This is a genomic window from Ruegeria sp. YTSA226 (genome assembly GCF_059609905.1).
Map to the genome: position 1 here is coordinate 203710 of NZ_JBXWMQ010000001.1, position 12849 is coordinate 216558.

The following is a 12849-nucleotide window of genomic DNA, read 5'->3' on the forward strand; positions in this document are numbered from 1 at the left end:
GGGGCTTTTTTTGATTTATGCGGCTTCTTCCGAAGGGTCGGGGTCGTTCTTTGTCCCTTTGAGCCATTCCCTCAGCCCCTGCATCAGGGCGTAAAGTACCGGCACAAGGATAACGCCAACCAGAGTTGCCGCCAGCATTCCGCCAAAGACGGCGACACCGATGGCCTTCTGGCTAGCCGCTCCCGCGCCGTTCGCGGCAAGCAACGGTACAACACCCAACAGGAAGGAGAGGGCGGTCATCATCACCGCGCGGAATCGTTGATGGGCGGCTTCGGCTGCAGCATCTTTGATCGAAAGGCCATTGGCACGCTGTTCCATTGCGAATTCAACGATGAGGATACCGTTCTTCGACGCAAGCCCCACCAGCATGATCATCCCGATCTGCGTGTACAGGTTTATGTCGCTACCCACGATGGCCACCGCCGCAACCGCCCCGAATAGGGCAACAATAACCGATAGAAGAATGGACACCGGCATCGACCAGCTTTCGTATTGCCCCACCAGGAACAAATAGGCGAACAGGACAGCAAGCCCGAGGATAATGATCACAAGGCTGCCGGATGCAAGCTGCTGTTGCGCGGTACCTGTCCATTCAAACGCGTATCCCGAGGGCAGGGCGTTGGCGGATTCTTCTGTCATCACAGTGATAGCGTCGCCACTGGACAGCCCTGGCGCAGGTACAGCTGTAACAGTTGCCGAACGGAACAGGTTATGCCGTTTTAACAGGACTGGCCCCAACACGTTTTCCACGTCGATCAACGTACCCAATGGAACCATATCGCCCTTGGTCGAGCGCACATACAGGTTCGAAATATCTTCGACCTTGTTCCGATAGCTCCCCTCGGCCTGAATCATCACGCGGTAGACGCGGCCGAACAGGTTGAAATCGTTCACATAGTACGAGCCTAGCTGGGCTTGCATCGTCTGGAAAATCTCAGCAACAGACACTTCCAGGGTTTTCGCTTTCTCACGGTCCAGATCGACAAATAGCTGAGGAACATTGGCCCGGAATGTTGTATAGGCCTGACCAATCTCGGGTCGCTGGTTTGCAGCATAGACGAAGGACCCAACGGCCGAGGCCAGATCCTGAGGCGTACCGCCCCCGACTTGCTGAACCTCCATTTCCACACCGGCTGACATGCCGAGGCCCTGAATCGGTGGCGGGTTGAAGGCCACGATCGAAGCTGCGGATTCGCCATTTGCAATCGCCAGAACCTTGCCCAGAATGGCATCGGCAGACAGGTCGGGATCTTGCCGCTCGTCCCAGTTGTCGAGGTTCACAAAAACGGTCGCTCCATTTGTGGTTGTGCCGTTCAGCAGCGAAAACCCGTTGATCAGAACCGTACTGGCGACCCCCGAGATATCGCGGATTTGGTCGTCGACCCGACCTGCGATAGTCTCGGTTCGTTCCAGTGTTGCCGCATCTGGCAACTGGATGTCCACAAAGAGATAGCCGTTGTCTTCAAGCGGAATAAAACCGCTTGATGTGTTCGACATGATCGTCCCTGTACCCATGGCCAGAACAACGATGACGCCCAGTCCGGCGACTGGCAGAATTAACAGTTTTCGGACAACGACAACATAACCGTCACGCAGCGTTCCGATGAAACGCTCAAACAGGGCCAGAATACCCTTGGGCGGACCCGAGCGCGCGCGCAGAACCAGTCCGCAAAGCGCCGGAGACAAGGTCAAAGCGTTGATTGACGAAATCACGACCGCAGTCGAGATGGTGACTGCAAACTGAGAATACAGTCGCCCCGAGATGCCAGGCATAAAGGTCACGGGCACAAAAACGGCCAGCAGAACCAGAGTGGTTGCGATGACGGGTCCGGTGATTTGGCCCATTGCTTTCCGTGTCGCCTCAGGCGGGGACAACCCTTCGTCGGCGATAATGCGTTCAACGTTTTCAACCACCACGATGGCATCATCGACCACGATCCCGATTGCCAGTACAAGCGCGAACAAAGAAATTGTGTTCAGGGACATCCCAAACGCCAGCAGGAACGCGAACGTCCCGATCAGCGAAACAGGAATAGCAACCGCCGGAATGATCGTGGCACGCCAACTGCCCAAAAAGACAAATACGACCGAAATCACTAAAACGAACGTCAGCATCAGGGTGGAAACCACGTCGTTCAGAGATTGTTCCACGAAGTCGGTCGTGTTGAACGGAACCTGATATTCAACATCTGTTGGGAACGAACGCGACAGCCGGTCTAATTCGGCCTGAACACGATCTGAAACAGCCAACGCATTGGCACCGGGGGCTTGATAGATACCGATAACCGTTGCGGGTTCTGCCTGGAAATAACCCGAAGCCGAATAGAACTGCGCTCCAAGTTCGGTTCTGGCAATGTCCCTTATGCGTACGATTGCCCCTGCATCACCAGTACGGATGACAATATTGCCAAATTCAGCGGCCGAGGTCAGCCGGCCCTTGGTCTTGATCGTATATTGAAATGTCTGTCCCTCAGGGACCGGCGGCGAGCCTATCGAACCGGCAGACACTTCGATATTCTGTTCTCGGATAGCGTTTATGACATCACCCGGTGAAATCGACAGGGCGGTCATCTTGTCGGGATCCATCCATATCCGCATTGCATATTCAAGGTTAGTCAGAACGTCGGCTTTACCAACACCCTGTACCCGCGCCAACGCATCTTTCAGGTTGATCGAAGCGTAGTTCGACAAGAATACACTGTCATAGGTGCTTTTGGGTGAGGTCAGCGTGACCAGCATCAGCATATTGGTCGATGCCTTCTGCGTAACGACACCCGACGAAGTCACCTCTGACGGAAGCGAAGACATGGCCTGCGCAACGCGGTTCTGCACGTTGACGGATGCAATGTCAGGATCGGTGCCGACTTCGAAGGTAATATTCAACGAATACGATCCGTTATCCGAAGAGGTGGACGTCATGTAGATCATGTCATCCACGCCGTTGACCTGCGCCTCGATCGGCGCGGCGACAGTGTTCTCGACCGTTTCGGCATTGGCACCGGTATAGGTGGCGGAAACGCTGACGACCGGTGGCGTAATATCAGGAAACTGGGCGACCGGCAGAACCATATAGCCGATCCCGCCCATGATCGTCAGGACAAGCGAAATAACTAGGGCCAGCTTGGGCCGGCTGATGAACAGGGATGAGAACATCTGTTACTCTCCCGGCTGCTCGGATGCGGTGACAGCATCCACTGCCACACCCGGGCGCACGCGCTGGAGGCCCTCGACGATCACGCTTTCCCCTTCGCGCAGGCCGTCTAGAACGATCACAGCAGTTCCGACATTGTCGCCGGTGGTGATATAGCGCTGTTCGACCATTTGCTTATCGTTAACGACCAGAACGAAATCACCGCGCTGATCACGCGACAAGGCCGCCTGCGGGATCAGAACCTGCAAGGTCGGCTCCAGGGCTTCGATATGAACGCTCAGGAACTGACCATCGAGGATCAGCCGGTCGGCATTTGTGAATTCGGCCCGCATTGCAATCGTTCCAGTTAGCGGGTCGATATGGTTGTCAACGAAAACAATCGAACCTGTTTCGCCCAAGTCCGATCCATTGGGCAGCGTTACATGCACATTCGGGCTTTTGGGGCTTTCGGCCAGCGACGATGCATTCTCGCCATATTGTTCAAGAACCGAGGTAAACTGTTTTTCGTTCAACGAGAAATTCACATACACTGGTGCCTCGCTGACGATATTCACCAATGGTGGGTTGTTCGGGCCAACAACGTCCCCGACGCTGATAGCGACCCGCCCGATACGGCCGGTGAACGGTGCGTGGACCTTAGTATAGCTCAGATCAAGTTCAGCCTGTTGGATCGCGGCTTTCGCGGCTTTGACTTCGGCAATGGCCACAAGTTCGTTGGCACGGGCGATATCCCGTTCGCTTTCCGGAGTGGCATCGCGTTTGTAAAGTTCTTCCTTCCGGGCCAGGTCAACTTTGGCGAGCTCAAGATTTGCTTCGGCACGGTCCAGATCGGCATTCCGTGCATCTAGTGTCGCCTGATACAGGTCCGGCTCGATCGTGAACATAAGGTCGCCTTCATTCACCATCGCGCCGTCTTCAACATTCTGACTGTCCAGAAATCCGCTGACCCGGGCGACAATATCGGCCTTGTTCAGCGCCTCAGCTCGACCGATGAAAGTCGCCTCGTCCGTGATTTCTTGCGTGTAGGCCGCTGCGATGGACACTTTGGGCGGTGGGGCGTCACTTTTATCCTGCGCGGCAGCTGGCACCACCAACCCACACAGGGCCAAAGCTGCGGCATACCAAACGGATTTGGCTATGGGGTCATTCGGTCGAAAGCTGAAAAGTGTTGATGCAAGGATCATGGCAGAAGCCCCATTGAAACAAAAACTGGATACAACTCGGGTCGCCGCCAGCGGTCCGAGTCGCCTAAACTCTTTGTGAGGATGGCTGGTTTTGGTAGGTTTCTCAAGCGTGTTAGCCCGTAAGGCAATCGCTTACCCAAGGATATTTTTCTGTAGGGCGGCAGGTTTACGCAAATCGGCCAGGGCTAGTTTCCTGATCTGGCAAGGGCGTTTCCGGCAATCTGGATCAAACGCAAAATGAAAAAAGGGGGCCGTAAAGCCCCCTGTATTCTTTTCCCGGTCGGGTGTCTTAGGTGCGGACACCTGCAAAACGGTCCTGCCAGTCTTCGCGCTGTTCGTCGGTGATCTTGGCGAACAGAACATCGGGAACGGCAAAGTCGTGGCCTGCGGGCAGGGCGGACAGGGCCGCCGCAACATCGTCAGGCCAGGCGGTATCCATCGTGTTCATCGCGCTCAGCATACGGGCGGTGGTTTCGGGAATGAACGGCGCACTGAGCACGGCATAGAGCCGGATCAAGTTCAGACCCAGACGCACCTGTACCGCGGCCTGTTCTGGATCTTCCTTGAAGGTCGACCAGGGTGCCGCGGATTGAAGATACTCGTTCCCGGCAACCCAGATGGCGCGCAATTCCTGGGCGGATTTGCGAACTTCCATTGCCTCCATGAACCCTTCATAGGCGCGGACGCGGCGGGTCAGCTCTTCGATCAGGGCCTGCTCGCGGTCGCCATAGGTGCCGCCTTGGGGCACCGCCTCGCCGAATTTTGAGCGGCAGAACTTGGTGATCCGGCTGACGAAGTTGCCCAACACATCGGCCAGATCCTTGTTCACCGATTGCTGGAAGTTCTCCCAGGTGAATTCGCTATCGCTGCTTTCGGGCGCATGGCTCAGCAGCCACCAGCGCCAGTAATCGGCAGGCAGGATGTCCAGCGCCTGGTCCATGAACACGCCGCGACCTTGGCTGGTTGAGAACTGGCCGCCGTCATAGTTCAGGTAGTTGAAGGATTTCAGATGGTCGACCATCTTCCACGGCTCACCCGAACCTAGAATGGTCGCCGGGAAGGACAGGGTATGGAAAGGCACGTTGTCCTTACCCATGAATTGAACATAGCGCACGTCATCGGCACCTTTGTCAGTGCGCCACCAGCGCTCCCACTCGGCATCCGGCTTGCCGGTCGCATCAGCCCACTCCTTGGCGCAGGCGATGTATTCGATCGGCGCGTCGAACCAGACGTAAAAGACCTTGCCCTCCATGCCGGGCCAGTCCTGATCGCCCTTCTTGACCGGCACGCCCCAGTCCAGATCGCGGGTAATGCCACGGTCTTGCAGGCCGTCGCCGTCATGTAACCATTTCTTGGCGATCGAGGTGGTCAGGATCGGCCAATCGGTCTTGGAGTCGATCCAGGCGTTTAGTTGATCCTTCATTGATGACTGGCGCAAATACAGGTGCTTGGTTTCGCGCACCTCAAGGTCGGTCGAACCGGAAATGGCCGAGCGCGGCTCGATCAGGTCGGTCGGATCCAGTTGCTTGGTGCAGTTTTCGCACTGGTCGCCACGTGCACGGTCGTACCCGCAGTTGGGGCAGGTGCCTTCAATATAGCGGTCAGGAAGAAAGCGCCCATCGGCGTGGGAATAGACCTGTTTCTCGCTCACTTCGCGGATCAACCCGGCGTCATCCAATTTGCCAGCGAAATGCTGGGTCAGCGCCTTGTTCTGGGGGCTGGATGAGCGGCCAAAGTGATCAAAGCTCAGGCCAAAGCGCTGTGCGATATCGGCCTGCACGCCATGCATCTCGGCACAGTATTCGGCGACCGGCTTGCCTGCCTTGGCGGCGGCCAGCTCGGCGGGGGTGCCGTGTTCGTCGGTGGCGCAGAGAAACATGACCTCATTCCCCCGGCCGCGCTGATACCGCGCATACAGGTCGGCGGGCAGTTGCGAGCCGATCAGATTGCCGAGGTGCTTGATCCCGTTGATGTAGGGGATCGCCGAGGTGATGAGAATCCGAGCCATGTTCCGTTTCCGCGTATGTAACTGCAGGCCCGTCTATCTTATGTCACAGCCCAGCAAAAGCCCGGCTTTTGCACGGATGCAACTTTCCGGCCCCATGCACGGAAAAATCCCCAAAGAACGGGTTTCCCGACTGCCGCTGTGTCACCGTGTCAATTACCCATAGGTTGAAATATAGAATCACAACCTCTTGAAACTTTGTCATGACTCCCCATATTTACTGCATGCCATCGTATACAATAACGGAGACGGCCCACTGATGTTCAGTTTTCTACTCGAGGGTGCATTTGTGCCCTTTACCATTGCGATTGCGCTGTTGTTTGGCCTTTTGGGGCTGGAACTGGTGGCGCTGTTGCTGGGTGGAAGCCTGATGGCGGGTGAGGGCGACGTTGACCTTGATCTGGTTGACGCTCCGGAATTGGACATCGGTGATTTCGAACTTGATCTGGACGCGGATGTCGATCTGGGTGAGTTCGAGCTGGCCGAGGTTGCGGCGGAAACGCCGGTTGTGACCTCGGACGGTCCTGCAAGCTGGCTGGGCTTTGGCAAAGTGCCTTTCATGATCTGGCTGGTGGTTTTGCTGGCTGGTTTCGGCCTGTCGGGCATCGGTCTGCAACTGGGCCTGCGTGATGTGATGGGCTTTGATCTGCCCTCATGGATGGCTGCGATCCCGGCCGGGGCCTTTGGCATCTGGTTTGCGCGTGGCTTTAGCGCGGTCTTTGCCCGCCTGCTGCCGAAAACCGAGACCGAGGCTATGTCAGAACGGATGCTGGCCCGCCGTCGCGGTTTCATCTCGCAAGGGACGGCATCCCGAGGCCGCCCGGCCGAAGTGCGGGTCATGGACCGCTTTGGCAATGCGCATTACCTGCGCGCTGAACCCCTGCAGGACAAGGATACGCTGGAACAAGGCACCGAAGTGCTTGTCCTGCGCGACCGACGGCGCGACCGGTTCGTTCTGGTCGGCTTGTCAAACTAACCAATTCAACAACCCCAAATCGGAGGATTTTGCATGGAACTTACATTCCTAGCCGTCACAGTTGTGACCATTTTAGCGGCCGTTATGTTCATTGGCCTTGTACTGGCCCGACTGTACCGCCGCGCAACCCGCGAGGTGAGCCTGGTGAAAACCGGTGCTGGCGGTAAGAAAGTCATCATGGATGGTGGCGTCATCGTCGTGCCGCTGTTGCATGAGGTCAGCCCGGTCAACATGAAGACCCTGCGTCTTGAGGTGCAGCGCAGCGCCGAGGCCGCTTTGATCACCAAAGACCGGATGCGTGTTGACGTGGGGGTCGAGTTCTATGTCTCGGTCATGGCCACGGAAGAGGGCATCGCACGTGCCGCCCAAACCCTGGGCGCCCGCACATTCGATGTCGAACAACTGCGTGAGATGATCGAAGGCAAATTGATTGACGGTCTGCGTGCTGTGGCTGCGCAGATGACCATGGACGGTCTACACGAAAACCGCGCCGATTTTGTGCAAGAAGTGCAGAATGCCGTGTCCGAAGATCTGCTGAAAAACGGCCTGTCGCTGGAATCGGTCTCGCTGACCGCGCTGGACCAGACGCCGTTCGAAGCGCTGGATGAGAACAACGCCTTTAACGCCGTGGGTATGCGCAAGCTGGCCGAGGTGATTGCGACCTCGAAAAAAGAGCGTGCGCAGATTGATGCGGATGCCGAGGTGGAAGTGCGCCGTGCAGCGATGGAAGCTCAGCGTCAGAAGCTGTTGATCGACAAGGACGAAGAGCAGGCCCGCATCGAACAGACGCAACAGATCGAAACCCTGCGCGTGGCGCAAGAGGCCGAGATCGCCGCGCGGACCGAGGATTCTGTACGTGAAACCGAGCGTGCCCGGATTGCCCGTGAAGAAGCCATTCGTGGCGCCGACATTGAACGCGAGCGTAAAATCCGTGAGGCCGAGATCTCGAAAGAGCGCGAGCTAGAGGTTGCCGAGCAAGAGCGTCAGATCATCATCGCGCAGAAATCCGAAGAGGAAAGTCGCGCGCGTGCATCCGCTGATCTGGCCCGTGCCGAGGCGACCAAAGCGACCGAAGCGGTGGTTACCGCCCGCGATGTGGCCGAAGCCGAGCGTCAGAAGCAGATCGTGCTGATCGAAGCGACGCGTGAGGCTGAACGTCAGGCCACAGCCATCCGTCTGGCCGCCCAGGCCGAGAAAGAAGCTGCCGCCGACCGCGCCGAAGCCCGCCGTGAAGAGGCGCAAGCCGAAGCGGATGCGCTGAACATCCGCGCCGAGGCCAAGAAGAACGACATGCTGGCCGAAGCGGAAGGTAAGCGCGCGATTGTCGAGGCTGACAATGCCCTGTCCGTCGATCAAATCCGTCTGAAGGTTGATCTGGCCCGGATTGAGGCGATGCCGACGATCATTGCGGAAATGGTCAAGCCCGCCGAAAAGATCGACTCGATCAAGATCCATCAGGTTGGCGGGATCGGTGCCGCCGGTGGTGGCGGAGGCGCCAATGGCGACAAGCCGGTGGTGAACCAGGCGCTGGATTCGATCATGGGTATGGCCGTGCAGATGCCCGCGCTGAAAAAGCTGGGCGAAGAGCTGGGCTTATCGATGGAGAACGGTGTGGGCGGTATCGTCAACGGCGCGCTAGAGCCCACTGTTAAACCAGCCGATGAGGCAGAAGTGGTTGATCAGAAACCACGAACCGAACACTAAAAGAATGGGCCGGGAATTTCCCGGCCCTTTTTACTGCTTCTCGCGCGACCGTTTCAACAGGCGCCCGATAGTAAAAGAAGTTCGTGGCGAATAGACATAGTTGGTGCGCTCTTCGGGGGTCGGACGTGAGCGCATCCGCGCCAGTCCAAAGATGATCAGGAAGACGTGGCCAAGCGCTACAAAGGCGAAAAGCGCGCCGGGTCCAAAGGATTGGATCAAAGTGGATGACACGTAAGGCGAGGCAATCGCACCCAGCGCATACCAGAACATCAGCGCGGCAGAGAGCTCGACCCGTTGTTCGGTTGTGGCAAAGTCATTGGCGTGCGCGGATGAAACCGAGAAAATCGGGAAGGTCGTAAAGCCGAACAAACACGCGGCCAGCATGACGCCGACGGTTCCGGTGTTGCTGGCGGCCATGGTCACTCCACAGCTGAGGACGGCGGCAACCGAAAGCCAGATCAGTACCCAGCGCCTGTCGTATTTATCGGCCAGCCATCCCATCGGATATTGCGCCAACGCGCCGCCCAGCACGAAAGACGCCAGGAAAAAGGCGATCTGATCGACGCCAAGCCCGACCTCTTGCCCGTAAACAGGGCCGACCATCCGAAAGGACGCCGAGCTTAACGCGGCAACCACCACCCCGGCCACCGCCAGAGGAGAGCTGTTCCAGGCCAGTTTCGGGCGCAGCCGCGGGGCTTCGGGCGTTTCGGGCTGGCTGGCGCGCGTCAGTGTTAGCGGCAACAGGGCAGCGCAGCACAGGATCGCCAGCAAGTTATACGAGACATATGATGCTGGCGGCAGAACTGCGATGATCAGCTGGGCGCAGAGGGACGCGCCCATATCGACGATGCGATAGGTGCCCATGGCGCGCCCGCGCGTCTCATTCGTGACCTTTGCGTTCAGCCAGGCCTCGATCACTGTGTAGCACCCGGCGACACAGGCGCCTGACGCGATCCGAAGGGCCGCCCAGATATAAGCGTTGTCCGTCAGGGTGTGCCCCAGCAACCCCATTGCGCCCAAAGCTGTGCAAACGGCAAATGCCCGCGAATGGCCGACGCTTCCCATCAGGCGCGGGGCCCACCAGCATCCCACAAAGAAGCCAACGAAATGAGCCGAGCCCAACAGACCAATCTGCCCAGTGGTGAAATTCAGGGTCAGGCCGGAAATCGCATCCAGCGGGCCAACGCCACCGGTGGACAGTTGAAGCAGAATGACGGAAAGAAATAGGGCGGCAAAGGAAATGATCGTGCGCATGATGGGCTCAGATTGCGATATTTCCAGCGCGGTGCGCGCGGCTTATCGACTTTGTGGCGTCGTTTTTGATCTATCCAGTCTTTTTGATCTTGGCCCGGATATCAAGGCCAACAGTTTCCTTTACGAGGTCGGAATAACCCGAGGCGCCAAATTCGTGACGGTTCAGTGAACCGCTGAGTTGGATGGAGAGGTTATTCAAGTTGTCTCGGGCGCTGCCGGGCGGGCGAAAAATATTGGCGCGCAATGTGATTGGTCGCGTTACACCACGCAAGGTCAGATCTCCTGTGATCTCGGCCCCGTTCGAGATACGTCCACCGTTGCCAAGCTGAATATCGGTCGAGGTGAAATGAATTGTGGGAAATCCTTTGGCGTCCAGAACCCCAGCGCTGAGCATCGGTTTGCGGGCGAAGGGCAGGTTGGTGCGCGCCTTGGCGACGTTTAGCGAGACATCCACCCGGCTGTTGGTCAGGTCGGTCATGTCAATTCGGATATCTGCAGATTGTATCGGCATGGTTCCGGACTGTGTGATGCCGGACAGCTCGAACATAAAATCTACGGAAGTGCCATTGCGGACCAGTTCATAGGGACGCAACCCGGCCAGAGCCGGGCGCGCAAATGGAAGGGCGGTCAACCCGGACAGTACAGCGCGCCTTGTCAGTTGGGTCATATCATGACCTCCCGCCTGCGGGGCCGCGATCGCCTTAGCAACATCAGCAGGATAGCGATGTTCAGCCCGTTCCAGAGGATGCCATTGATAAAGGCCAGTTGATAATTTCCGGTTAAGTCGTAAATCCACCCGGACATCCATCCGCCCAGTGCCATGCCCATGATGGTCATCATCATGACAAAGCCAACGCGTGCTCCGGCCTCTTGCGGGGGCATATATTCACGTACGACGAGCGCATAGCTGGGGACAATGCCGCCCTGCGCCAGACCGAACATGAGGCTGATAATGTAAAGTGAGGCCATCCCGTCATAGGGAAGGAACAGAAATAGGGCGATACATTGCAGGAAAGAGCCGACCAGCAATGTCATCAACCCGCCCAGCTTGTCGGCGACCAACCCCGAGATCACTCGGCTGACCACGCCGCCCAGCAACATCAGCGAGAGCATCTCGGCCCCGACCGCCGGGCCATATCCGAGCCCGACGCAGTAGGACACGATATGGACCTGCGGCATCGACATGGCCACGCAACAGCCGATTCCGGCCAGACCAAGAACGTATTGCAAGCTGCGCGGCGATATTCCCACGCTGCGTGCGTTGATCTGCGCATTGGCGGCGGCGGTTTGATGGGCCTCGATCGGGACTTGCCGGCGCAACAGCAGAGACAGGGGGATGACAACGAGCAGCGTTATGACCGCCAGCGTCAGATAGACCTGCTGCCATCCCTCACGTGCAAGGATGCCTGACAGAAGCGTTGGCCAGATCGCCCCAGACAGGTAGTTTCCGCTGGCAACCAACGCCACTGCGATCCCGCGGCGTTTCATGAACCAGTGTGAGATGTCCGCGATCAGAGGGCCAAAACCAACAGCCGTGCCCAACCCCAACAGCAGATGGGCCAGTGACAAGAGCAGCATATTCGGCGCCCATGTTGCCAACAGATAGCTGACCGCGCTCAGAAGGGCGGCACCGATCAGTGCCTTGGTCACGCCCAACCGATCAACCAGTTGCCCCAGCCACATGTTCCCCAGTGCAAACCCGATCATCGACAAGACATAGGGAAATGAGGCTTCGGCCCGACCGGCGCTGAATTGCGCCTCGATCGCGGGCATCACGACGATTACCGCCCACATGCCCACATTCGCCACCGTAGCGATTGCGAGGGTGATCAGAAGGCGAAGCCAAGAATAGCGGCTGTCATGGATTGGATGGCTCATACCGGAACGCTAGGGTTGGATGTAGCACTTGGCTAGTCACAAGTGCCGTGAGCCGCGTAACTTATTCCCCCCAATACACATCTTGGGCCTTGATCCGCGTCAGGTTCAGCCCGGCATGCGTCTTGGTCTGGGTGGCCTGCCAGCTGACCGGGGGCAGGGCGCGGGCGCGACGGCGGGTCAGGGTCCAGCAGGGAACCCCGGCGTGATGATCCGCAGCCATGTGCCAGCGGGTTTCAACCCCCTGTGCGCCGCCATCGCCAGGGGTCAGTAACAGGCCCAGCGGGGCTGGCCCCATCGTGCCGCCTTGTTCCGCGGCCAGATGCATCCGTCGGACCGGCGTCAGGCCGGGCGCCTCGGGCAGATCGCAGATCACCAGTGGGGTTGCCCCGCTGCGCAACGCTTCTTCCATGCACCACAGCAGATCCTCGGCATGGTTGGGGCGGGCAAACAGGAACCGGGCCGGATCGGCAAAGGCCATCATCCCACCGGGGTGCAACTGGCTGGCCTCCCACGCGGGGGAAATCCACAGAACCGGCCCCTGTGCCTGACCGGCCAACCACATGGCAAAGCTGCGCCGGGCGGGGCCGCAGGCCTCGTGCACGCGGGCCAGTTGCAGGGTGATCTGCGGATGGAGATTCAGCCCTGCCATTTGTCGTGCGGGTTTGCGGCCAAGAAGGTGTGTGGACATGCTATTACT

The 12849-nt window shown here is 58.2% G+C and carries 9 protein-coding genes; 2 read left to right on the forward strand and 7 right to left on the reverse strand.

The genetic code is table 11. The annotated features are described in order from the left end of the window. Nucleotides 1-15: 15 nt before the first annotated feature. The 3 genes from AC2FFF_RS01050 to metG all read right to left on the reverse strand — a co-directional run bounded on the left by AC2FFF_RS01050 (nucleotide 16) and on the right by metG (nucleotide 6343). Nucleotides 16-3153 (reverse strand): efflux RND transporter permease subunit, encoded by a 3138-nt coding sequence (locus AC2FFF_RS01050; RefSeq protein ID WP_281972228.1) that lies wholly within the window; start codon nucleotides 3151-3153, stop codon nucleotides 16-18. A gap of 3 nt (nucleotides 3154-3156) precedes the next feature. Then, nucleotides 3157-4335 carry an efflux RND transporter periplasmic adaptor subunit gene (locus tag AC2FFF_RS01055; protein WP_142634293.1) on the reverse strand — a complete coding sequence of 393 codons (1179 nt, stop codon included), beginning with the start codon at nucleotides 4333-4335 and terminating at the stop codon, nucleotides 3157-3159. Between the two features lie 289 nt (nucleotides 4336-4624). Then, complete coding sequence (gene metG / locus AC2FFF_RS01060) at nucleotides 4625-6343, reverse strand: methionine--tRNA ligase (RefSeq protein WP_496750541.1); 1719 nt, start codon at nucleotides 6341-6343, stop codon at nucleotides 4625-4627. Nucleotides 6344-6599: 256 nt separating this feature from the next. On the opposite strand from metG, the gene AC2FFF_RS01065 reads away from it, so the two are divergent. Together AC2FFF_RS01065 and AC2FFF_RS01070 are read left to right on the forward strand one after the other, a co-directional pair. Then, a complete protein-coding gene (locus AC2FFF_RS01065) occupies nucleotides 6600-7316 on the forward strand; it encodes an OB-fold-containig protein (RefSeq protein WP_496750539.1) in 717 nt (238 codons plus the stop codon). Between the two features lie 33 nt (nucleotides 7317-7349). Further along, on the forward strand, nucleotides 7350-9020 hold the full coding sequence (locus AC2FFF_RS01070) for a flotillin family protein (RefSeq protein WP_281972224.1): 1671 nt from the start codon (nucleotides 7350-7352) through the stop codon (nucleotides 9018-9020). Between the two features lie 30 nt (nucleotides 9021-9050). Here the strand turns inward: AC2FFF_RS01070 and AC2FFF_RS01075 are convergent, their stop codons facing one another. The 4 genes from AC2FFF_RS01075 to AC2FFF_RS01090 all read right to left on the reverse strand — a co-directional run bounded on the left by AC2FFF_RS01075 (nucleotide 9051) and on the right by AC2FFF_RS01090 (nucleotide 12840). Beyond that, complete coding sequence (locus tag AC2FFF_RS01075; RefSeq protein WP_496882807.1) at nucleotides 9051-10274, reverse strand: MFS transporter; 1224 nt, start codon at nucleotides 10272-10274, stop codon at nucleotides 9051-9053. A 70-nt stretch (nucleotides 10275-10344) separates the two neighbouring features. Further along, nucleotides 10345-10941 (reverse strand): YceI family protein, encoded by a 597-nt coding sequence (locus AC2FFF_RS01080; protein ID WP_496750537.1) that lies wholly within the window; start codon nucleotides 10939-10941, stop codon nucleotides 10345-10347. Next, a complete protein-coding gene (locus tag AC2FFF_RS01085; RefSeq protein ID WP_281972222.1) occupies nucleotides 10938-12152 on the reverse strand; it encodes an MFS transporter in 1215 nt (404 codons plus the stop codon). The genes AC2FFF_RS01080 and AC2FFF_RS01085 overlap by 4 nt, the downstream gene beginning before the upstream one ends. Before the next feature lie 61 nt (nucleotides 12153-12213). After that, nucleotides 12214-12840 carry an ImuA family protein gene (locus AC2FFF_RS01090; protein WP_142634279.1) on the reverse strand — a complete coding sequence of 209 codons (627 nt, stop codon included), beginning with the start codon at nucleotides 12838-12840 and terminating at the stop codon, nucleotides 12214-12216. Between the last annotated feature and the right edge of the window lie 9 nt (nucleotides 12841-12849).

What these genes read in the sequence shown, in the direction of transcription:
- AC2FFF_RS01050 (WP_281972228.1), bottom strand. Translation starts at nt 3,153, where the DNA reads ATGTTCTCATCCCTGTTCATCAGCCGGCCCAAGCTGGCCCTAGTTATT.
- AC2FFF_RS01065 (WP_496750539.1), top strand. Translation starts at nt 6,600, where the DNA reads ATGTTCAGTTTTCTACTCGAGGGTGCATTTGTGCCCTTTACCATTGCG.
- AC2FFF_RS01090 (WP_142634279.1), bottom strand. Translation starts at nt 12,840, where the DNA reads ATGTCCACACACCTTCTTGGCCGCAAACCCGCACGACAAATGGCAGGG.
- AC2FFF_RS01080 (WP_496750537.1), bottom strand. Translation starts at nt 10,941, where the DNA reads ATGACCCAACTGACAAGGCGCGCTGTACTGTCCGGGTTGACCGCCCTT.
- AC2FFF_RS01070 (WP_281972224.1), top strand. Translation starts at nt 7,350, where the DNA reads ATGGAACTTACATTCCTAGCCGTCACAGTTGTGACCATTTTAGCGGCC.
- metG (WP_496750541.1), bottom strand. Translation starts at nt 6,343, where the DNA reads ATGGCTCGGATTCTCATCACCTCGGCGATCCCCTACATCAACGGGATC.
- AC2FFF_RS01055 (WP_142634293.1), bottom strand. Translation starts at nt 4,335, where the DNA reads ATGATCCTTGCATCAACACTTTTCAGCTTTCGACCGAATGACCCCATA.
- AC2FFF_RS01085 (WP_281972222.1), bottom strand. Translation starts at nt 12,152, where the DNA reads ATGAGCCATCCAATCCATGACAGCCGCTATTCTTGGCTTCGCCTTCTG.
- AC2FFF_RS01075 (WP_496882807.1), bottom strand. Translation starts at nt 10,274, where the DNA reads ATGCGCACGATCATTTCCTTTGCCGCCCTATTTCTTTCCGTCATTCTG.